Genomic DNA, 19,498 nt, shown 5'->3' with positions numbered 1-19,498 from the left:
AACTCCTCGTAAAGGTCAATTTCTTTCGACCGCCTCAGCATGTGGCGCCCCGGTCACACTAATCAGGAATGCCGGGAATAGCGGCGATGAGCGGCGCACACTCGTCGAAGCGATACGCAAAATCGCCGTCCTCGACGCTCACGCCAACCCGCTCGATCGCGACGCCGTCGATCATGCGTGCGAGAAACTCGCGGCTGATCGCAGGCAACATCGTGTTGGTCAGAATCGCATCGATCATCCGGCCACCCGATTCGCTCTCCGTGCAGCGACTCACGACCAGTTGCGCCACGGCGTCGTCATAGTCGAGCGGCACGCGATAGCGATCCTCGATACGCCGCTTGATGCGATCCAGTTGCAGTCTGACGATCTTCGCGAGCATCGCGCCACTGAGCGGGAAGTAAGGAATCGGCACGAGCCGGCCTAGCAGCGCGGGGGGAAACACCTCGAGCAACGGTTCGCGCAGCGCTTTGGCGAGGCCCTGCGCATCCGGCATCAGCTCCGGGTCCTGGCACAGGCCGGCGATCAGATCCGTGCCGACGTTCGTGGTCAGCAGGATCAAGGTGTTCCTGAAATTGATCGAGCGGCCTTCACCGTCATCCATCACGCCCTTGTCGAACACCTGAAAGAAGATCTCGTGGACATCGGGATGCGCTTTCTCCACTTCGTCGAGCAGCACCACCGAATACGGCTTACGCCGCACGGCCTCGGTCAGCACTCCGCCTTCGCCATAACCGACATAGCCTGGCGGCGCGCCCTTCAGCGTCGAAACCGTGTGCGCTTCCTGAAACTCGCTCATGTTGATCGTGATCAGGTTGTGCTCGCCACCGTACAGCGCCTCGGCGAGCGCCAGCGCGGTCTCGGTCTTGCCGACGCCCGACGTGCCGGCGAGCATGAACACGCCGATCGGACGGTTGGGGTTGTCGAGACCGGCGCGCGATGTCTGGATGCGCCTGGCGATCATCTCCATCGCGTGGTCCTGACCGACGACGCGCTCGCACATCAGGTCGGCGAGATTCATCACGGTCCGCAGTTCGCTACGGACCATGCGCCCGACCGGAATGCCGGTCCAGTCAGCGACGACCGACGCGACCGCCTGGTAGTCGACATTCGCCAGGATCAGCGGGTTTTCGCCCTGCCGCTCGGCGAGCTGCGCCTGCAGTTGTTTCAACTCGGCAAGCACCTCTGCCCTCGTGTCATCGTCGAGCGCCGGCGGCGCGAACGAGTTGGTCGATGCGTCGGACTTCGCGTCGCCGTGCGCAGTCGGTTCCCGCGCACTGCCGGCGCTCTCGCCCGGCGCGGCCTCGCCTCCTAGCCGCGCGCGCAACGCCAGAATCTGCTGGACCAGCGATTTCTCGTTGTCCCACGCGGCTTCGAACTGCTGCAAACGCAGCCGTTCCGCTTCGAGCGTCGCTGCAGCCAGCGACTCGCGATCGTCCACCTCCATGCCGACGCTTTTCTCGCGCGCGATGATCGTCTGCTCGGTTTCCAGCGCCTCGATCCGCTTGAGTGTGTCGTCGATTTTCGCCGGCACCGCGTGCTGGCTGATCGCGACACGCGCGCACGCGGTATCGAGCAGGCTCACGGCCTTGTCCGGCAACTGACGCGCGGGAATATAGCGATGCGACAACTTGACGGCTGCTTCGAGCGCTTCGTCGAGAATCTGCACACGATGATGCTGCTCCATCACGCTCGCGGTACCGCGCATCATCAGGATGGCCTTCTCTTCGCTCGGTTCGTCCACCTGCACGGGCTGGAAACGTCGCGTCAGCGCCGGATCCTTCTCGATGTGCTTGCGGTATTCGGCCCAGGTGGTCGCACCGATCGTGCGCAGATTGCCGCGCGCGAGCGCGGGCTTGAGCAGGTTCGCCGCGTCGCCGGTGCCCGCCGTACCGCCCGCGCCCACCAGCGTATGCGCTTCGTCGATGAACAGGACGATCGGCTTGCGCGAAGACTGCACTTCGTCGATCACCTGACGCAGGCGGTTTTCGAACTCGCCCTTCATGCTCGCGCCGGCCTGCAACAGGCCGATATCGAGCGCACGTACCTGCACGTTGCGCAATGGCGGCGGCACGTCGGCACGCGCAATGCGCAGTGCGAACCCCTCCACCACAGCCGTCTTGCCGACACCCGCTTCGCCGACCAGCATGGGGTTGTTCTGGCGCCGGCGCATCAGTACGTCGACCAATTGGCGAATCTCGGCGTCGCGGCCGACCACCGGGTCGATCTTGCCGTCGCGCGCCTGCGCGGTCAGATCGACCGTGAACTGCTGCAACGCCTGTTGCCTGCCCATCTGCGCGGGCGCCATCGCACCGCTGCTCTCGCCCGGCGCAACCGCGCCGGACGCAACCGCGCCGGCACGAAACCCGTCGGTGGCAAGCTGGCCGTCTTCCGGCGAGCCTTCGACGATGCCGGCGAAGTCGTCGGCCAACGTCTCGGCGCGTAGCTTGTCGAATTCCCCCGAGACATCGAGCAATGCGTGGCGCAAGTGTCGCGTACGCAACAGGCCGACGATCAGATAGCCGGTGCGCACCTGGGCTTCGCCGAACAGCAGCGTAGCGAATACCCAGCCGCGCTCGACCGCTTCTTCCACCTCGGCCGACAGATCGGAGATGCTCGTACTGCCGCGCGGCAAACGTTCGAGTGCGACCGTGACGTCGCGTGCAAGGTGCGACGGATCCAGGCCGAAATGCCTGACGATGCGATGCAGATCCGAATCCTGCAGCTGCAGGATCTGATGAATCCAGTGCGCCAGTTCGACGTACGGGTTGCCGCGTAGCCTGCAGAACACGGTAGCGCTTTCGATACCCCGATAGGCCAGCGCGTTGAGCTTGCCGAACAAGGCGCCACGACTTATTTCAGCCATGATTCCAATCCTGTATGACCAGAGGCGGCCGCGAAGCAGTCGCCAGTTCAGTTGAAAGATGCCCGGACATGCGTACGCCGGACTTCACTCGGCCGGGCTCAACACGACCTGGTCGGCATCGTTGTGCTGCGGATAGCGGCCCATCCACGTGTTGAAGCCCATGCGGGCCGCCTGACCCAGATGCGTCAGCGGCACTTGTTCTTTCTTCAGCACGAGCTGCACGTCCCAGCCCTTCTCTTCGCCCACATACAACTTGACCGCCGCCACCAGTTGCGGGAGCGTGTCGCCGCCCGGCAAAAAACGGTTGAACTCCTTGCGGGTCAGCGGCCCGACGCGCAGCCGGAAGCGCTGCTGCGCGCCGCGCACATGCGTGCCGAGCAAAGCGTCGCGGCCCATCGAGGCCATGCTCTTGCCGATATGCAAACGCGCGTCCCGAGGCAATTGCATCCACCCGGCGACGAACTCGAGCACGCGCACCGGCACACCGAAGAAGTGCTCGAGAAAACGCCTGAGTCCTTCGGCATTGCGCGCTTGCGGCACCAGACGCCCGGCGAAAAAGCGCTTGTACTGATCGGGCAGCGCGTCGCGTCCGTCGAGGTGCGGCGTGGCGATGCCGATCAGCGCGCCGACATAGGTGCGAAACCGATCCTGTTCCGGACGGTCCAGCTGCACGGTGGGCTGCGCATCGGCCCACGCGCGATAGAAGAGGCTCAGCATCCGGTGATGAAACACGTCGGCAAACGCGACGAACGTCGGGTCTTTCGCGTTCCGCTCCCGATCGACGGCGTATTCGGTGAGGTGCAACGGCAGCGGCCCGTTCGGTCCGAACAGACCGAGAAACAGCCCAACCAGCCGCGCCGGCCGGCCGGCCTTTCCCGCCTCGAAGCGCGCGATGCTGCGCGACGGAAATTCCAGTGCCGCGGCATGGGCGAGACGCACAGGATCTTCGGCCGGCCTGGTCGAATGACCGAACCGCGGCCGTTCCGGATACCCGCATTCGAGACGGCGCATGGCCTCGAAGAACTCGAAATCTTCCGGGCTCGCGCGCAACGCGGCTTCGAGCACTACAGGATCGGGCGCTTGCCGGGATTCGCGGGCCATCGGGCCACCTCGTTTCGTTCGAGCGTGCGCAACACCGTCTCGGCGAACGAATTCAGCGAGACATAGCGCGCAAAGAAATGTTGCAATACCGACGCGAGCAGAAATGCGCCGCTGCCTTCAAAAGCGGCATCGTCGCAGCTCAGCGTGATCTCGAGCCCGCGGCCATACGTGATCGGCCCGGGCACCGGCACGCGACGCGTGATGGGCTTCGCCGCGACATGCTTGATGCCTTCGATCTGCCGTCGCGTCGCGGCGTCGAACTCGTCGTGATACAGGCCGAGCATTTCGCGCAGCGCCGCCGCGCCCGTTTCGCCTTCCTCGTCGAGCAGTGACAGATAGTTCAACTGCAGGTGGCTGATGAGCCGCCACGCGGATTCGCCGGTCGCGGTCGGCGCGCGTGGCCGGGTCGGTCCAGCCACACAGCGGATCGACGCCACGGGCGCGTCGGTATCGAGCGTGAAATCGGTGTACGACTTGCCCACCGGCATATGCAGCGGCAAATCGCGATTCGTGCACAGCAGCCGCAGTCCTAACTGGCGCAGCGTGGTCGCATAGGGCGCGTCGTTGGCATCCACGAGCGCGATAAACGTTTCGCTGCCGACGTAGCTCGAGCGTGCGCCGCGTTGCTTCTGGCGGCTCGAGATCAGCCGCGGCTCGCGGCGCAGCGTGTAGAAGGCCGCCTGCCCGCCGTGCCATGTGCGAGCGGTGCTGTCGTAGAACGGCAGGAAGCTTTGCTCCGGCTCCTGGCGATCGCCGTAGCCCTGCACTTCCAGCACGCTGTGCACTTCGAAATCCATCGGCCGGGTGTGGTCGCCGAGCACGTGATACTCGGTGTCGCCCTGCTGCAGATGAATACGGTCCGCGCGGCGCTCGAACAGATTGATTGCCGGCGCGCAGAACAGGCGGAAGTTGCCTGCATCGATCGCGTTGTGCAGGCGCGTCACGCTGCGCTCGAGCCACACCACGATCTCGAACTCGTTGCCCCGCGAACGGGCGAGCAGCGGGCGCAGCTCCGTGAACTCGGCAAACAGGAAACGCTCCGGACACGCGAAATACTCCTGCAACAGCCGGTAACCGCTGAACGAACGGCCACCGTAGGGCAGTATCGCGTCCTCTTCGTCGAAGCCTTTGGCGCGCAGCGCCGACGCGTCATGCTGTGTCTCGATGATTTGCCCATCCGGCGCGGTTGCGCGCACCGTATAGCCGATGCGGTTGGCCATCAGCTGCTCGTAGAGCCATCGCGGCAGATCGTCGGCGCCGGCGAGATAAACCGGCAGGCTGTCGAGCGCGAGCGTGTTCGCCGCCACGCCGGAAAGGGTTGCGAACTTCAGGCGCAAACCCGCGCGGACCTGCCCGGCTTTCGACGGCGGCGGCACGAGGTCAGCGGCGGCAAGCGCCGCGGGTGTGTCCAGGTATCTCGCCTCGGTGATCGCGAGCGGCCACAGCGTCACGTCGTGCGCGGTGCGGTATTCGCACGCCGTGCGCTCGCCGAAGCCGGTGAGACTGCGCAACACCGTGTGCCGCGCGACCGGGTGTCCGGTGGCAGGAAGGTCTTCGGCTTGATCCGGATACAACTGCACGACCGCCATCGATGGAATCGGCGTCAGGTAATGCGGGTAGATCATCTCCAGAAGATGCTGCGTGAACACCGGATACTGCGCATCAAGCTTCATTTGCACGCGCGCCGCCAGAAACGCGAAGCCTTCGAGCAACCGTTCGACGTACGGGTCGGCGCAATCGAGACCTTCCATCCCGAGACGGCCGGCAATCTTCGGATACTCGCTCGCAAACTCCGCTCCCATCTCGCGGACGTGTTGCAGCTCACGGTTGTAGTAGCGCAAGTGTCGTGGGTCCATGACGATCAGCCGAAGCGTTGCGACACGTGAAACTCGCCGGTCTCGAGATCGACGTCGGTGCGAAGATAGAGAGAAAGCGGCATCGGGTTCGCCCACATGTCGGCTTCGATCAGGAAACGCAGCGAACGGCTGCCCATGCGCGCTTCGTCGACCTCGACGCTCACCTGAACAGTGCTGGCGATCAGACGTGGTTCGAAGTCGAGCAGCGCCGAACGGATCCGGTCCTGCAACAGCTCGGCATCGATACCCGACAACGCCGCACCCGCAAGATCGGGGATACCGAAATTCAGTACGGAATTACCCACCTGCGCGAATCCGGTCAGCTCGTCGCTGCTCCAGTGCCGCGTGCAGTTGAGCAGCCACGCGATATCGCGTGTCACGTATTCGCGCAAACGCGCGGCCGTAATGACGCGCTGCTCCCGGCTCTCCTCGCGCTGCGCAGGATCGAAATCGGTGAGACGATCGAGCAGCGACGGCTGCAGACGCTCCTGGGGCATCAGTTCTGCCATGACGTGCGCCCCCTCAAGCTGTTTCGAACGTGATCGAGCGCACGTCGAGCAAAGGATATTCGTCGACGTCGGTGATCAGCATGCGCTGACCAACGCCGATGAAACAGCCGTCGCCCAGATCGGTCCACGCCGTACGCTTTGCCAGCGCGAGCGCGACGTCTTCACCTCGCTCGCTGCCGCAATAGCGGCAAGGCACGAAGCCGATCGCCTCATCACCGCTCTTCCAGGTGATTCGCACCGGCGCCCAGATCTTGTCGCGCAGATCAGTGGGCGCATCGAAAGACAGCGCAGCGACGCGCGAGAACGGCACCCACGCATAGCTATCCTTCAGGATCACTTCGAGGCACGGCCCGAAACGCGGGTCTGCGTCGGCGATCCATTTGAACGGCACGCCGTCGATGCTGCCGCGCACCGTTTCCGCTTCGTCGAAGGCTCGCGCGCGCAATGCGAGCGCTTCGGCGATCCGTCCGCCGCACAGTTGTTGCAGCGACTGCAACAGCAAGCGCTCCCATTCCGACCGCTCGCCGACCGTTGCCGGGTTACGCAGGGCGGCCAGCACGGCTTCGCGTTCGCGTTCGCCGACCAGTGCCGCGCGGTAGGCTGCGACCATCAACGCGTTTTGTCGCTCCAGTTCGCCCGCCACGGTCAACTGGGTTCCGGCACGCTCCCAGTCACCCCGCAACGCAAGCAACTGAAACAGAAACACGCGCAGCGTCGCGTCCGCCGGCGAGTTTTTCACGTTCGCGGCCAACGCTTGCAACGCGTCGTTCAAGTGACCGTCCGCGAGCAGCTTTTCAGGTTTGACATCGACTGAAGAAAGTGTCACTGGATGTGCTCCATTCAATGAAAGAAAGCGGGCGAAAAGACCGGTATCGCCGCCTGCTTACTGCTTGGTGACCTGCTGGATATCGAATGTGAAATCCTTGGTGCCGCCGTTTGCCTTGCCTTCATCGTCCTGCGGCTGGAACGAGTACTTGAACTTCCCGAAATGCAACGTGATGTTCTCGGTGAGTCGTTCGTCGCCACCGCTGCCGCCCGTGGATACCGACGTGACCAGCACCCCTTCGCTCAGCTCGATGGTCAGGAAGTCGGTCTGCTGACCCGTTGCGTTGGTGACGTACAGATAGGCGTTGTCGACGCGCGCGCCCGTGCAGCAAGCGTTTAGCAACGCGTTCGAGCAACTGTCGATGTACTTCGTGACGGTGATGTCCTGAATGTTGGCCTTGCCGCCCGATGCATAGCCCGCACCCGTGTGCAGATTGCCGGTATTGCTGGCGCCCCACGACCACGCGATGATCGGAACCTGGTTCTTGTGCTTCGAGTGATTGGAAGCGCCCTGGATCGTGACCGCTCCGGAGCCGAATTTCAGGTGCATGTCGAATGCCATAGTGACCTCTATTTGTGAGCCAAAGAGTGCGCTCGCCGTAGCGACGAACGATCAGGACCGGAACGCTGCCGCTCCGGACGATTACCTGCAAGGTGAGATGCAGCAGAAAGCCTCAAGCCGCCTGCGCGGAAGGCAGTCGCGATACGAGCCGCAGCGATACGGTGAGTCCTTCGAGCTGGTAGTGCGGCTTCAGGAAGAACTTCGACGTGTAGTAGCCGGGATTGCCTTCGACGTCCTCGACGACGACTTGCGCGGCAGCGAGCGGCTTGCGGGCCTTGGTTTCCTCGCTGGAATTCACCGGATCGCCATCGACATAATTCATGACCCAGTTCGACAGCCAGCTCTCCATCTGCTCGCGCGTGCTGAATGAGCCGATCTTGTCGCGCACGATGCATTTGAGGTAGTGCGCGAAACGGCAGCACGCGAACATGTATGGCAAACGTGCCGACAGATTCGAATTCGCCGTGGCGGCCGGATCGTCGTACTCTTCCGGCTTCGCGACCGATTGCGCGCCGATGAATGCCGCGATGTCCGAATTCTTGCGATGCACGAGCGGCATCAACCCCATCTTGTCGAGTTCGGCCGAGCGCCGATCGGTGATCGCGATCTCGGTCGGGCACTTCATGTCGACGCCACCGTCGTCGCTCGGGAAGGTATGCACCGGCAGACTGTCGACCGCTCCTCCCGACTCGACGCCGCGAATCCGCGTGCACCATCCGTAGTACTTGAACGAACGGTTGATGTTCACCGCCATCGCATACGCAGCGTTCTGCCATGTGTACTTCGATGAATCCGCGCCTTCGGTGTCTTCTTCGAAGTCGAACCCGTCGACTGGGTCGGTCTTCGCGCCGTACGGCAGGCGTGCAAGCGTGCGCGGCATCGTCAGCGCGAGATAGCGCGCGTCGTCCATTTCGCGAAGCGAACGCCAGCCCGCGTAGTCCGGCGTCGTGAAGATCATCGACAGATCGCGCGGATTGGCCAGCTCGTTCCAGCCTTCCATGCCAAGCAACGTCGAATCCGCCGCCGAGATGAACGGCGCATGCGCGGCGGCGGCGACCTGCGAAATGCCGCGTAGCAGTTCGACGTCCTGCGGACCGTGATCGAAGTAGTAATCGCCGATGAGGCAGCCATACGGTTCGCCGCCCAGCTGACCATATTCTTCTTCATAGATGCGCTTGAACACAGGGCTCTGGTCCCACGCAACGCCCTTGAAGCGCTTGAGATTTTTTGCGAGTTCCTTCTTCGATATGTTCAGCACCCGGATCTTCAGCATCGGATCCGTTTCGGTGTTGGTAACGAGATGGTGCAGCCCTCGCCACGCGCCTTCCAGCTTCTGAAAGTCCGCGTGGTGCATGATCTGGTTCAACTGCTCGCTGAGCTTGCGGTCGATCTCGGCGACATACGCGTTGATGGTTTGCGTCACGTCATCCGAAACGATGTGCGAATCCTGCAGCACCTGCACAGCGAGCGTACGCACGGCCGATTCGACTTCCTGCTTCGCGCGCTCGTTCTTCGGCTTGAACTCCCTGTTGAGCAGCGCGGCGAAATCATCGGTGCCGCTCAATGAGTCCTCGACGCCTTGCTCGATCTGATTCTGGCTTTCCATGATCGCGCTCACTCCTGTGCGGGTTCGGTGTCGGCGGCTTTCGGCGCCGCGCCCAGCGATTGCAGCAAGGCGGGATCCTTGATCGCCTGCGCGATCAGCTTCTCCGCGCCCGACTTGCCATCGAGATAAGTGCCGAGGTTGGCGAGCTGCGTGCGCGCCTCGAGCAGCTTCGCGAGCGAGTCGACCTTGCGCGCCACTTCGGCGGGCGAAAAATCGTCCATGCCTTCGAAGGTGATATCGACCGCCAGATTGCCTTCGCCCGTCAGCGTGTTGGGCACGCTGAAGTTCACCCGCGGCCTCATCGACTGCATGCGGCTGTCGAAGTTATCGACGTCCACTTCCACCGCCTTGCGCGCTTCGAGCGGCGGAAGATCGCCGGCATTGGCGCCTGACAGATCCGACATCACACCCATCACGAACGGGATCTGCACTTTTTTCTGCGCGCCGTACAGCTCCACGTCGTACTCGATCTGTACGCGTGGCGCGCGATTGCGCGCGATGAATTTCTGACTGCTCTGTCTCGTTGCCATGCGCTGATTTCCTCTGGTATCCGTAGGGTTTCGTGAATCCGGCGATGCGTCTCACGAGCCTGCACTCGACTTGCAGCGTTGCAGACGCGTCGTCCATGCACCCAGAACAGCGCAGCATCGCGATCTATTCCACGTCTGTCGAAGCTGTTGCGTTCATGTTCCAGATCACACTCGCCGCCGTCTGCGCAAATCAGAACAGCCCAGCCGGGCGGATATTCCGTTGTGTCGTGGACTGGATCTTTTCGTGCGTGCGTCACGCGGAGACCAGGTCACTATCTGGGACACACGGAGGCGAGTTTGTGATCATCGAAACCCTGGAATAAACGCGCGAGCCGGCTGTTTTATTGATACTCGCGCGATATAACGCGCCGCATTCACTGCGCTTCGTCAAATGAAACGCTCAACCCAACTCATCTGGATGATCTTCGGACTTTTCAAGCGGTCTGTACCGTTCGCCTTGCTGCTGCTCGCACCCTATGCCAATGCGGCGTGGACGCTCGTGCAGGCCGATGCGGCCGCCACCGTCATTCATGAGACGGGGCGTTATCAGGCAGATGTCGGGCAGCGCTTTGCGGCTGACGATATGGTCGAAACGCCGACGAGCGCAGGCGTGCAGATCCAGGACGACGCGGGCAATAGCGTCGCGCTGGGTCATGGCACTCGCGTGATGCTGATGCGCGACGCGCATATCGCGTTGCTCGGCGGCTGGCTGAAGGTGCTGCACGCGTGCGACGCAAACACGGCGAATTGCGCCGCCCCTGTGATCGAAACCGCCCGCACGCGATTCACGCCCGCGGACAATGCCGTGCTGGTGATCGCGGCAACGGCAACGAATTATCGGAGTGGCAATGAGCGGAACGCCAACGTCCAGGACACCGACGCAGTGTTCTGTGAGAGCGGCGCGGCCAGCATTCTCGGCATCGGCGCTTCGCACGCCAATGTTGCGCCGCTCAAGCTCGATGCGCCTCGCTTCGCCACGCATCCCGCCGCGAGCGACACGATTGCCGTGACAGCAGGCCCTGATCCCGCTTTCGTCGCCGCGATGCCCGTTACATTCCGCGACGCGTTGCGTGTGCTGCCGATGCCGGCCCATCCACGCAACGAGCCGCCGGGCAGCATCCGACCGGTCGCTTACGACGACGTATCGGACTGGCTCGACAGCGAACTCGCGGCGCGCAGGGATCCATCGACGCGCTTCACTTCGCGCTTTCGGGCGCGCCTGACCGATCCCGCGTTTCGCCGCGCAGTCGTGCAGCGCATTCGCGATTTGCCGGACTGGCGTGCGCTGGTCTTTCCGCCGCCAGCGCGTGCCGTGATACGGAGCCCCGCAATCCAGACCGGTTCCGTCTACGGTTCCGCTTACCGTTCCGCTTACCCATCCGCTCCGGTTCGCCCATGAAGCTGTCACTCGCCATCAAGTTCAATCTCGTGTTCATCGCGATCTTCGCGATCGGACTGACCGCCATCGGATTCGTCGCGGATCGTGTGTTGCAACAGCAGGCGCTCGACGAAACCCGTCACGATGCGGACGTGCTTCTGAACGCCGCCAGCGCGATGCAGAACTACACGGCGCAACACATCACGCCGCTGCTCGCGACGCAGATCAAATATTCGTTCGTGCCCGAGTCGGTGCCGGCGTACTCGGCGATCGAAATGCTGAACTCGTTGCAGAGCGCGTTTCCGAACTTCTCGTACAAGTCGGCGATGCTCAATCCGACCAATCCGCGCGACCGGCCAAGCGACTGGGAAAGCGAAGTGATCGCCCATCTGCACGACCATCCGGAATTGAAACAGGCCACCGGACAGCGTCATACGCCGGGCGGCGAGCAGTTGCTGTTTCTCGCCCATCCGAGCCGCATTACCGACGCCGCGTGCATGCAATGTCACAGCACGCCGTCCGCGGCGCCGCGCACGATGATCGACAAGTACGGGCCGGCCAATGGTTTCGGCTGGACCATGAACGACGTGATCGGCGCAGAGTTCGTGTCGGTGCCGATGTCGGAGTCGATCGCGCGCGGCCGTGCGGTATGGCGCAGCCTGATGGTCTCACTGACCGCTGTATTCGCGGTGGTGCTCGTCGTGCTGAACGCGATGGTGCACTTCCTCGTCACGCGGCGTTTGCAGATGTTGTCGCGCGCCGCGGACGAAGTGAGTCTTGGCAAACTCGGCGACGTCGAACTGCCGGCCGGCGGCAGCGATGAAATAGCGTCGCTCGCCGTGTCGTTCGGACGGATGCGCACGAGCCTCGTCGCAGCGTTCGAAATGATCGAAGAGCGCCACGAGTAAGCGTGCCGCACACATCGTGGACGACTCCATGACTTCCCAAACCAGCGCGACTGCGCGACAGATCGGCCGCTATCGGATCGAACGGGTGCTCGGTCGCGGCGCGATGGGCACGGTCTATCTCGCGACCGATCCGCATATCCAGCGCGAGGTAGCACTGAAAACGATTCGCACCCCGTCACTGAACGACGGACAAGGCACGGCGGAGCCATCCGGTGCGGAGCTGACCGCACGCTTTCTCAACGAAGCGCGCGCTGCCGGCCGTCTCGTGCATCCGCACATCGTCGGCGTGTTCGACTATGGCGAGGCGCAAGGCGTCGCGTTCATCGCGCTTGAATACGTACGCGGCGAGAACCTCGCGCAACGGCTCGCGCAGCACGCCCGCGATGGCAGCATGATGCCGTTGCTCGATGCGCTCACGTGGTTCGCGCAACTGCTCGACGCACTCGCTTATGCGCACGAACTCGGCGTGATCCATCGCGACATCAAACCCGCCAACCTGCTGATCGCGCCGCGCGGCGAATGCAAGGTGACCGACTTCGGCATCGCACAGCTCGATACAGGACGCCTGACGCAGGCCGGCATGATGATCGGCACGCCAAGCTACATGTCGCCGGAGCAGTATGCAGGCGCGGAGATCGACGCACGCAGCGACCTGTTTTCCGCCGGCGTCGTTCTGTACGAGATGCTGAGCGGGCAATGCCCGTTTAGCGGCGCGCCAGCCGCCGTGATGCATCAGGTGATGAACGAGACGCCGCCGCCCCCATCGACGCATGTCACAAGCCTGCCCGCCGAACTCGATGGCATGGTGCTGAAGGCGCTCGCCAAACGGCCAGACGACCGCTATGCGTCCGCGCAAAGCTGGCGCAACGCCTTGTTTACGCTGCACGACTCATTCATGGCGCGGCTCGATCCCGACCATACCGTCGTGCGCGCGCAGCCGTTCCGTCAGACGCTTGCGGCACCGGCGGAGGCTGCCAGACCAGACTGGCCACCCGAGTTTCTGGCCCAGCTGGAGCAACGGCTCGCCAGCCACGTCGGCCCCATTGCCTCGCTGCTCGTGCGGCGCGCCGCATCGCATGCGACCGACTCGCAAACACTGGCGGCTCAGCTTGCGCGCCATTTGTCCAACGACTCGGCTCGTCGTGAGTTCGATACGCTGCTCAAGCAGCACGTGGTCGCTTCGGGCGATGACTCGAAGCGCAGCACGCTGCCCATCGAATCGACATCCGCGGCGTGCATGCCGCTCGATGCCGAGCACGTCGAGGCCGCTGCGCGGCGGCTCGCATCGCACGTCGGACCGTTCGCACACGTGATCGCCGAGCGGGCCGCGCGTGGCGCGGACGCAGCGACCTTCCGTGCGCGACTGGCCGACGCGCTGCCGGCGTCGGTGGATCGCGAGGCTTTTTTGCGTGCCTTCGACGACCCGCCACCCTGAATCTCCCGGCTCGCGCCGCCGATCGATCGTCAGGCGGCCGCGATCAGGCGATCGATCCGTAACCGCAGCGCTACGGGCAATGCGGGCAAGCTTTGCCGGCCGACGATCTCAGTGTATGGAAACTTCGATGCCATCAGCCATATCACGCGATTCGCAATATCGACGGACTCGTGCATCGCTCGCTCTATGTCGGCCACGCGCGCGTGAGCCAACGTACGATCGACATAAGCAAGCAGGTCGGCGTCGTCGATCGTCATCGCCCGACTTCGACCCGAGGCGGAGCCGAACGTGCGGCCGGTCCCGCGCCGCTGTCGAAGCGCGCGCCAATGCTTTGCCGCGCGCGCGACAGGCGGCTCATGATCGTGCCGATCGGAACATCGAGCACCTGCGCGGCTTCGGCGTAACTCAATCCTTCGAACGCGACGAGCAGCATCACCACGCGCTGAGCCTCGGGCAAGCGCCCGACGGCGGCGATGATCTCACGGCTCAGCAGCACATCTTCGGGAGAACGCGCGGCAGGATCGGAGACGGCTAGCAATGCGTCATTCCACTCGACACTCGCCCGGCCTCGTACGCTGCGTGCCCGCAATTCGTTGAGCCACGTGGAATGGATGATCGAGAACATCCAGCTGAGCGGCGCCGTGCCGGGCTGCAGTTGATGCGCCCGTTCGAGTCCGCGTACGCACGAACGTTGCAGCAGGTCTTCGGCGTCGTGCTGATTGCCGGACAGGCGCAACGAGAAAGCCCACAATCTGGGCAGCATTCCGGGTAAAAGGTCCGGCAAACTCTCAACGACAGTGGTGGACATGGTTGAGTGGCCAATTTCGAGTAGAGCCCTTGAACGACGGCTCGACGTGCCGCTTGAGGGTCACGTCGAACCAGGCCCTAACATCGATCACATCAGGAACAAGGCCAGACAGAATTTCTCTGGACCGGTTGATTGGTCTCTTCGCCGAGCAGAGGTTTGGCGGATCTGACGCCACCTCTTTATCTGGGACCGTTGCATGGAGTTCGTCAACGGCTTAAACGCGGATGCTTGCAGAATTGCCAGAGGCAGCGCCGCTCCATTTCGATTTTGACCGAACGCGTGCGCAGGGCATCTTTATCCAAAAACCACTGTTGCGACCAATCGTTTGTGGCTATGACCTCGATTACGAATCGCGGCTCACGGGTCGCCGTTTACTGAATAGAACGAAACAACGACCAGCGAGGTCATCGTTTCGTTTCACTACGACTCTCCTGTCATACCCCGTCACGCAAAAAACCGGCAGAACTTGACTCCGGACGCCGTCACGCGGAATGGCCCGCACTGCGATCAGATCGCGCCGCGCTCATGTACTCGCATCCCTCGGCTTCGCATCGGGCGCATCGTTAAGCGCGAACAACGCGTCCACGCTCCTGTTCGAGATCCGCTGTGCGATCGACTGGAGATCGGTTGAGTCCGGTTTGCCGATCAGCGCATAGGCAAGATCGTTCTGCCGCCACGATACGACGGTCATGCCGTTCAACTGCTGTTGCGCGATCGCCTGGTCCGGTCGCGCGTCCTTCATCACACACAGCGCAACCGGCGCGCCGTGGTCGGGCAGATAGACGATCTGGACCAGCGGCTTGTCGTTGAAGCGCAGGCGCGCGACTGCCTTGAACGACAGCCCCGCCTCCCGCAAATCCGGCACACGCAATGCAATGCCGTCGACGTACCGGATCGCCGTGACGGTCTTCGCCGACGCGCCGAGGTCGGGCGTGATGTCGGCAACGGTATCGCGTGTATAGAGCCGTTGATAGCCCACCGCTGCATGGATCCACGACGTCGCGTCGTTCGACGCGACAATCGCGCCGCCACTGCCGGGCACGCCCAGCCATGCAGGTCCGAGCCGCATCGCGAGGCCCGCGCAAAACGCGCCGGCGACAAATGCCGCGGCAAGCCACAGCCGCGCCTGCGGCTTTCTTGCGGGTATCGGCTGATGGGATGCGTGATTCGATTCGTCGCGCCGTGCGGCGCTCGCCATTGCTTCGATACGGCGCTGCAATTCGCCCGGTAAAGACGGTAGCTTCTGCGTTGAAAACGCCTCGCGATAAGGGAGCTGCGACGCGCGCAGCAAATCGACGCTCTCCTGCAACTCAGGCGAAAGGGCGAGTTCCTTTTCGATCGATGCCGCCTCGGACGGGTCAAGTTCGCCATCGACATACGCGATCAATTTACTGTCGTCGGGTCTCATAGGACGATAGGCTTAAAGGAAGTTGAGCACGATCAGCATTCGCCTGCAACGCGCGGGTCGGGCACCGCCCGTTCGTCATCAAATTCCCATGATAACCGTAGTTGCGCGTTGTTCGCAGGTCGTACGCAGCGCGCGGATGAAGCGTGGATCACCGGCCAGGACTTGCTATTGCCAACCGTTTTCTCGGGCGTCGCTCCCGAAACCTCGCGGTAGAGACGACATTCAATGACCATTCGATCCGGCAACGGCCTCCTCCCGAGTTCGGCGATTGAACGATACGCTATACGTCGACGACCGCGCGGCCAGCAACGGATCGGCGGATGGCGCGATGCCATCGGGCAGGATGGTCGGATCGAACGTGATGTCGCGACAGGGACCGTCGATCTGCGCCTGCCCGCGATCGATGACGATCGTGCCCACGTCGACCCGCTCGCGTTGCGGTGAGTCGATCCATTGCCGCGTCGAGTCGTCGATCGGATCGCCGGGCATCGCGACGTTCAGCACCAGATGCCAGCGCAATGGCCCCTTCGCGAGTTGCGTCATCAGAGCGTGCGACAGAAAATCTGGATCGCTTTGCGCGCGTGCTTCGACAGGACGCCAAGGACTGTCCGGCACCACCTGCCAACGCACGAAACGCTGCACGCCCTGCGCATCCGTAGTCTGGAACGAACTGATACCGAAATAGGCCGCGTTGTCGAAGCGGGACGATGGCGGGTGCAAGCGGACCCATTCGAGAAACGCGCGGGCCTCAGGATGGCCGTCGAGAAACGCCTGCATTTTTGCGGGGTTCGCCTGACCGGTGTGCGGATCCAGCGCTTCCGCCTGAAGCTGTTCGAATAGCGCCTGCGGCGTGCGCACCGCGAAAATCGGCGTCGAATTCATCGCGAGACGCCATTGCTCGCCGTGCGGCAGCGCGATCAGCAACGCGAAGCTGCGCACCAGGGCTTCGCCGTCGTCTTGTTGCGGATTGCCGCCGGGCCTCGACAGTCGCCCGACGACGGCGTAGCTGCCGCGTTCGAACACGCTTGCGCGCGATACCGACGCGCCGTTGCCGTTGCTGTCGAAGTGTCCGGTGATGCAGATGCCCTTCGCGTGGTTGCGCCGGAAGCCCGGGTGCGGCGTCGTCGTCGCTTCGAATGCATCGACGATCCGCTGCGAAGTCAGGCGCGGCGGGAACCATCCGGCGCACCAGACGAACAGCGCCAGCAGTAACATAGGCGCCGCGAAAACCGCGAGCCAGCGCAGCAGCAAGCCATGGCCTCGCTGGTGATCAGCCCGACCGGGCATCGTCATGCGCGTCCGTGCGGCCGATGGTGGTCGACACCTCGCCGCCGTAAAGGCGTTTGCCGAGTGCTTCGAGATCGACGCCGCCGTGCTCGCCGATCAGCGCATAACCGAGTTGGCCGCGCCGCCACGCCACCACGTCCATGCCGTCGACGCGATCGCGCGCGGGCGCCGCGTCGGCCTTCGCTTCTTTCAGCACGCATAACGCGACGGGGCCGCCATGCTCCGGCAGGTAGACGATCTGCACGAGTGGTTTGCCACGAAATCTCAGGCGCTGCACGCGCTTGAACGAGAGCCCTTGACTGCGCAGGTCGGGAATCTGCAACGCCAGATTGTCGTATTGACGAATATTGGCGGCGGTGATGGCGGTCGCGCGCATGTCGGGTTGCAACGAGGCGACGGTGTCGCGTGTGTAAAGCTGCTGATAGCCGGCCGCCGCAGCGATCCACGGCGACACGCCCGGATCATTCGATGCCGTCGTGATGGCGCCGCCACCGGTCAGTTGCGGCAACAGACGGAACGCGATGCCGCAGGAGAACACGCCCGCGACGAACGCCACCGCCAGCCACGGCAATGATGCGCGCGGCTTCAGCCGATGCACATTGCCACCGGACGGGATCGATGACTCACCGCTGGTCGCGGTATCGATTGCGTCGGCGGCATTGACCTCGCCTTGTGCCGACGCACCTGCCAGATGCTGTCGAATCAGTTCGTCGACGTTGCGGCGCAATGTCTCTGGCACCGGCGGCAAAGCCTGCTGGCTGAACGCTTCCGCGTACGGCAATTGCGAGGCCCGCAGTATCGACAGGCGCGATGCCACGTCGTCCGACTTGCCGATCGCGCTCTCGACATGTGCGCGTTCGTCCGGCGGCAATTCTCCGTCGACGTACGCTAACAGGGTGGTGTCGTCGATCGTCATCACACTTCTCGCTCGCTGCTGGATGAGCGCGCCGCCGTGGCTTCACGATTGCCGAATTGCGCCCCAATGGTCTGCCGCGCGCGGGACAGGCGACTCATGATCGTGCCGATCGGCACGCCGAGCGCCTCGGCGGCCTCGGCGTAACTCAGGCCCTCGACGGCCACGAGCAGCATGACGATCCGTTGTGCCTCGGGCAGACGGTTGACGGCCGCGATGATCTCGCCATTCAGCAGGTTCTCTTCCGGCGTGCGCGCATCGGGATCAGCAACGGTCTGCAGAAAATCGTCGTCCCATTCCATGCTCGAGCGGTTGCGCACGTTGCGCGCTCTCAGCTCGTTGATCCAGGTGGAATGAACGATCGAAAACATCCAGCTCAGAGGAGAAGTGCCTGGCTGCAATTGATGGGCGCGTTCGAGTCCGCGGACACAGGCCCGCTGGACGAGATCCTCGGCGTCGTGCTGGTTGCCGCACAGGCGCAGCGAGAACGCCCATAATCGCGGCAGCATTCCCGGCAGTTGACTGGGCAGACTCTCAACCTCTGCTGTTGGCATGATTGACTGGCTAATGGCGGCTTAATGGCGGCTTGATGGCGGCCGGGCGTGGCGGCCAACGACTGGCCAATTCCGGCTGGTTTCCCCAAGCCGTATTGTGCAACGTTCGCAAAATGTTTGCCGACGCGCGGCAGTCGGCTCGCAAACATCATCCGCGGGCAATGAGCGTCAGATCGGCGAAGCACGCGCGCCGTCTTTGACGGTCGCGTCGGCATTCGACGCGCCTTCCTCCGCTTACTTCATGATCCATGGTCGCCGGTGTCCTCACCGGCGCCAATGTGTTGTGGAAATTGCCATACGTCAGCCTGGCTTGCCCCTGGGCACATCGTGCGTTGATCGTGCGGGCGCTCGAGGGCTTGAACGAGATGGTCAGTATGTCGGTGATCCACTGGCTGATGCTCGAGCACGGATGGACCTTCGCTGAGGGGCCCGGTACCGTGCCCGAAGCGCGTACGAGGAAGCAGTCGAGCCGCTATTCGAGACGCTGGCGTGGCACGAGGAGCCGCCACACACGCACGGAAGGACCGGGATGGTCGTGGGCCATCTCAGGCTAGCCAGCCGCGCAGCCGCGCGTGATCGAGAAAGCGATAGACGTCGGGTGCAAGTTCGGACGTGCCGAAAAGCCGTTCGAGTTCGCCGATGATGTCGTCGAGCTCGTGTTCTCCGTCGCAACGCGCGAGGATCGCGCCGGCGCTAGCGTTGAGCTTTACCATCCCTTCGGGATAGAGCAGCACGTAGGCGTCCTGCGCCACTTCCCACTGCAGGCGGAAGACGCTCCGCAGGCGGGGGCGCAGCGGCACGCCGCTATCCGCGTCACGCGTGTTCATAGGGGCCAGGCCTTTTCGACCGCATCGAGGATCGACCAGAGAATATCGAGTTTGAACCGCAGGATATCGAGCGCGCGCTGCTGCGCCTCGGGCGTGCCCGGCGTGGCGAGCGCCGCCCGCGGCGCCAC

At 63.4% G+C, this 19,498-nt stretch carries 18 protein-coding genes and 2 pseudogenes; 4 read left to right on the top strand and 16 right to left on the bottom strand.

All coding sequences use genetic code 11. The features are described from left to right. Positions 1–58: 58 nt before the first annotated feature. The 8 genes from tssH to tssB form a co-directional block, all read right to left on the bottom strand. A complete protein-coding gene (gene tssH, locus OKW26_RS40930) occupies positions 59–2,863 on the bottom strand; it encodes a type VI secretion system ATPase TssH (RefSeq protein ID WP_429357091.1) in 2,805 nt (934 codons plus the stop codon). Positions 2,864–2,947: 84 nt separating this feature from the next. Next, the gene (tssG, locus tag OKW26_RS40925; RefSeq protein ID WP_429357090.1) at positions 2,948–3,964 is read right to left on the bottom strand and encodes a type VI secretion system baseplate subunit TssG; all 1,017 of its coding nucleotides are present in this window, start codon (positions 3,962–3,964) and stop codon (positions 2,948–2,950) included. Further along, positions 3,928–5,820, bottom strand: coding sequence for a type VI secretion system baseplate subunit TssF (gene tssF, locus OKW26_RS40920; RefSeq protein ID WP_429357089.1), 1,893 nt, complete (start codon positions 5,818–5,820; stop codon positions 3,928–3,930). Before tssF ends, tssG begins: the two co-directional genes overlap by 37 nt. A gap of 5 nt (positions 5,821–5,825) precedes the next feature. After that, positions 5,826–6,329 (bottom strand): type VI secretion system baseplate subunit TssE, encoded by a 504-nt coding sequence (gene tssE / locus OKW26_RS40915; protein ID WP_429357088.1) that lies wholly within the window; start codon positions 6,327–6,329, stop codon positions 5,826–5,828. Positions 6,330–6,342: 13 nt separating this feature from the next. Continuing rightward, positions 6,343–7,155, bottom strand: a complete 813-nt coding sequence (locus OKW26_RS40910; RefSeq protein ID WP_429357087.1) for a type VI secretion system accessory protein TagJ — start codon at positions 7,153–7,155, stop codon at positions 6,343–6,345. 57 nt (positions 7,156–7,212) lie between these two features. Then, complete coding sequence (locus OKW26_RS40905) at positions 7,213–7,716, bottom strand: Hcp family type VI secretion system effector (RefSeq protein ID WP_090804249.1); 504 nt, start codon at positions 7,714–7,716, stop codon at positions 7,213–7,215. A gap of 112 nt (positions 7,717–7,828) precedes the next feature. Further along, positions 7,829–9,322: a type VI secretion system contractile sheath large subunit gene (gene tssC / locus OKW26_RS40900; protein WP_429357086.1), complete on the bottom strand. Its 1,494-nt coding sequence runs from the start codon at positions 9,320–9,322 to the stop codon at positions 7,829–7,831. 8 nt (positions 9,323–9,330) lie between these two features. Beyond that, on the bottom strand, positions 9,331–9,852 hold the full coding sequence (tssB, locus tag OKW26_RS40895; protein ID WP_090804246.1) for a type VI secretion system contractile sheath small subunit: 522 nt from the start codon (positions 9,850–9,852) through the stop codon (positions 9,331–9,333). Positions 9,853–10,243: 391 nt separating this feature from the next. Here tssB and OKW26_RS40890 point away from each other — a divergent pair, with 391 nt between their 5' ends. The 3 genes from OKW26_RS40890 to OKW26_RS40880 are packed head-to-tail and all read left to right on the top strand — an operon-like array spanning position 10,244 to position 13,573. Beyond that, the gene (locus tag OKW26_RS40890) at positions 10,244–11,251 is read left to right on the top strand and encodes a hypothetical protein (RefSeq protein ID WP_429357085.1); all 1,008 of its coding nucleotides are present in this window, start codon (positions 10,244–10,246) and stop codon (positions 11,249–11,251) included. Then, complete coding sequence (locus OKW26_RS40885; RefSeq protein ID WP_429357084.1) at positions 11,248–12,138, top strand: c-type heme family protein; 891 nt, start codon at positions 11,248–11,250, stop codon at positions 12,136–12,138. The genes OKW26_RS40890 and OKW26_RS40885 overlap by 4 nt, the downstream gene beginning before the upstream one ends. 28 nt (positions 12,139–12,166) lie before the next feature. Next, positions 12,167–13,573, top strand: a complete 1,407-nt coding sequence (locus OKW26_RS40880; RefSeq protein WP_429357083.1) for a serine/threonine-protein kinase — start codon at positions 12,167–12,169, stop codon at positions 13,571–13,573. 29 nt (positions 13,574–13,602) lie between these two features. Here the strand turns inward: OKW26_RS40880 and OKW26_RS40875 are convergent, their stop codons facing one another. From OKW26_RS40875 to OKW26_RS40850, 6 genes are all read right to left on the bottom strand, one after another. Further along, complete coding sequence (locus tag OKW26_RS40875) at positions 13,603–13,830, bottom strand: hypothetical protein (RefSeq protein WP_090804235.1); 228 nt, start codon at positions 13,828–13,830, stop codon at positions 13,603–13,605. Beyond that, the gene (locus OKW26_RS40870) at positions 13,827–14,381 is read right to left on the bottom strand and encodes an RNA polymerase sigma factor (RefSeq protein ID WP_429357082.1); all 555 of its coding nucleotides are present in this window, start codon (positions 14,379–14,381) and stop codon (positions 13,827–13,829) included. Before OKW26_RS40870 ends, OKW26_RS40875 begins: the two co-directional genes overlap by 4 nt. A gap of 523 nt (positions 14,382–14,904) precedes the next feature. Further along, the gene (locus tag OKW26_RS40865) at positions 14,905–15,789 is read right to left on the bottom strand and encodes an anti-sigma factor family protein (protein ID WP_429357081.1); all 885 of its coding nucleotides are present in this window, start codon (positions 15,787–15,789) and stop codon (positions 14,905–14,907) included. 222 nt (positions 15,790–16,011) lie between these two features. Next, positions 16,012–17,076: a catalase family peroxidase gene (locus OKW26_RS40860; protein ID WP_429357184.1), complete on the bottom strand. Its 1,065-nt coding sequence runs from the start codon at positions 17,074–17,076 to the stop codon at positions 16,012–16,014. Continuing rightward, a complete protein-coding gene (locus tag OKW26_RS40855; protein WP_429357080.1) occupies positions 17,060–17,992 on the bottom strand; it encodes an anti-sigma factor family protein in 933 nt (310 codons plus the stop codon). The genes OKW26_RS40860 and OKW26_RS40855 overlap by 17 nt, the downstream gene beginning before the upstream one ends. After that, positions 17,992–18,543 carry an RNA polymerase sigma factor gene (locus OKW26_RS40850; RefSeq protein ID WP_090804226.1) on the bottom strand — a complete coding sequence of 184 codons (552 nt, stop codon included), beginning with the start codon at positions 18,541–18,543 and terminating at the stop codon, positions 17,992–17,994. Before OKW26_RS40850 ends, OKW26_RS40855 begins: the two co-directional genes overlap by 1 nt. A gap of 296 nt (positions 18,544–18,839) precedes the next feature. Between OKW26_RS40850 and OKW26_RS40845 the strand changes: the two are divergent. Beyond that, positions 18,840–18,989, top strand: a pseudogene (locus OKW26_RS40845) (glutathione S-transferase family protein); the annotation flags it as partial. A gap of 99 nt (positions 18,990–19,088) precedes the next feature. Here OKW26_RS40845 and pqqD read toward each other — a convergent pair. Next, positions 19,089–19,370: a pyrroloquinoline quinone biosynthesis peptide chaperone PqqD gene (gene pqqD / locus OKW26_RS40840; protein ID WP_429357079.1), complete on the bottom strand. Its 282-nt coding sequence runs from the start codon at positions 19,368–19,370 to the stop codon at positions 19,089–19,091. After that, positions 19,367–19,465 (bottom strand): annotated as a pseudogene (locus tag OKW26_RS40835) (pyrroloquinoline-quinone synthase PqqC); the annotation flags it as partial. The pseudogene OKW26_RS40835 and the gene pqqD, both read right to left, overlap by 4 nt. Positions 19,466–19,498: the final 33 nt, after the last annotated feature.

The sequence above is a fragment of the Paraburkholderia sp. 32 genome, assembly GCF_050435345.1.
Classification (GTDB): Bacteria; Pseudomonadota; Gammaproteobacteria; order Burkholderiales; family Burkholderiaceae; genus Paraburkholderia; species Paraburkholderia tuberum.
Note: the sequence above shows the minus strand (reverse complement) of the source record. Positions and strands in the feature narration are given on the sequence as shown.

Excerpts from the sequence above, each read along its gene's own strand:
- tssH (WP_429357091.1), bottom strand. The coding sequence starts at position 2,863 with ATGGCTGAAATAAGTCGTGGCGCCTTGTTCGGCAAGCTCAACGCGCTG.
- tssG (WP_429357090.1), bottom strand. The coding sequence starts at position 3,964 with ATGGCCCGCGAATCCCGGCAAGCGCCCGATCCTGTAGTGCTCGAAGCC.
- tssF (WP_429357089.1), bottom strand. The coding sequence starts at position 5,820 with ATGGACCCACGACACTTGCGCTACTACAACCGTGAGCTGCAACACGTC.
- tssE (WP_429357088.1), bottom strand. The coding sequence starts at position 6,329 with ATGGCAGAACTGATGCCCCAGGAGCGTCTGCAGCCGTCGCTGCTCGAT.
- OKW26_RS40905 (WP_090804249.1), bottom strand. The coding sequence starts at position 7,716 with ATGGCATTCGACATGCACCTGAAATTCGGCTCCGGAGCGGTCACGATC.
- tssC (WP_429357086.1), bottom strand. The coding sequence starts at position 9,322 with ATGGAAAGCCAGAATCAGATCGAGCAAGGCGTCGAGGACTCATTGAGC.
- tssB (WP_090804246.1), bottom strand. The coding sequence starts at position 9,852 with ATGGCAACGAGACAGAGCAGTCAGAAATTCATCGCGCGCAATCGCGCG.
- OKW26_RS40890 (WP_429357085.1), top strand. The coding sequence starts at position 10,244 with ATGAAACGCTCAACCCAACTCATCTGGATGATCTTCGGACTTTTCAAG.
- OKW26_RS40885 (WP_429357084.1), top strand. The coding sequence starts at position 11,248 with ATGAAGCTGTCACTCGCCATCAAGTTCAATCTCGTGTTCATCGCGATC.
- OKW26_RS40880 (WP_429357083.1), top strand. The coding sequence starts at position 12,167 with ATGACTTCCCAAACCAGCGCGACTGCGCGACAGATCGGCCGCTATCGG.
- OKW26_RS40875 (WP_090804235.1), bottom strand. The coding sequence starts at position 13,830 with ATGACGATCGACGACGCCGACCTGCTTGCTTATGTCGATCGTACGTTG.
- OKW26_RS40870 (WP_429357082.1), bottom strand. The coding sequence starts at position 14,381 with ATGTCCACCACTGTCGTTGAGAGTTTGCCGGACCTTTTACCCGGAATG.
- OKW26_RS40865 (WP_429357081.1), bottom strand. The coding sequence starts at position 15,789 with ATGAGACCCGACGACAGTAAATTGATCGCGTATGTCGATGGCGAACTT.
- OKW26_RS40860 (WP_429357184.1), bottom strand. The coding sequence starts at position 17,076 with ATGCCCGGTCGGGCTGATCACCAGCGAGGCCATGGCTTGCTGCTGCGC.
- OKW26_RS40855 (WP_429357080.1), bottom strand. The coding sequence starts at position 17,992 with ATGACGATCGACGACACCACCCTGTTAGCGTACGTCGACGGAGAATTG.
- OKW26_RS40850 (WP_090804226.1), bottom strand. The coding sequence starts at position 18,543 with ATGCCAACAGCAGAGGTTGAGAGTCTGCCCAGTCAACTGCCGGGAATG.
- pqqD (WP_429357079.1), bottom strand. The coding sequence starts at position 19,370 with ATGAACACGCGTGACGCGGATAGCGGCGTGCCGCTGCGCCCCCGCCTG.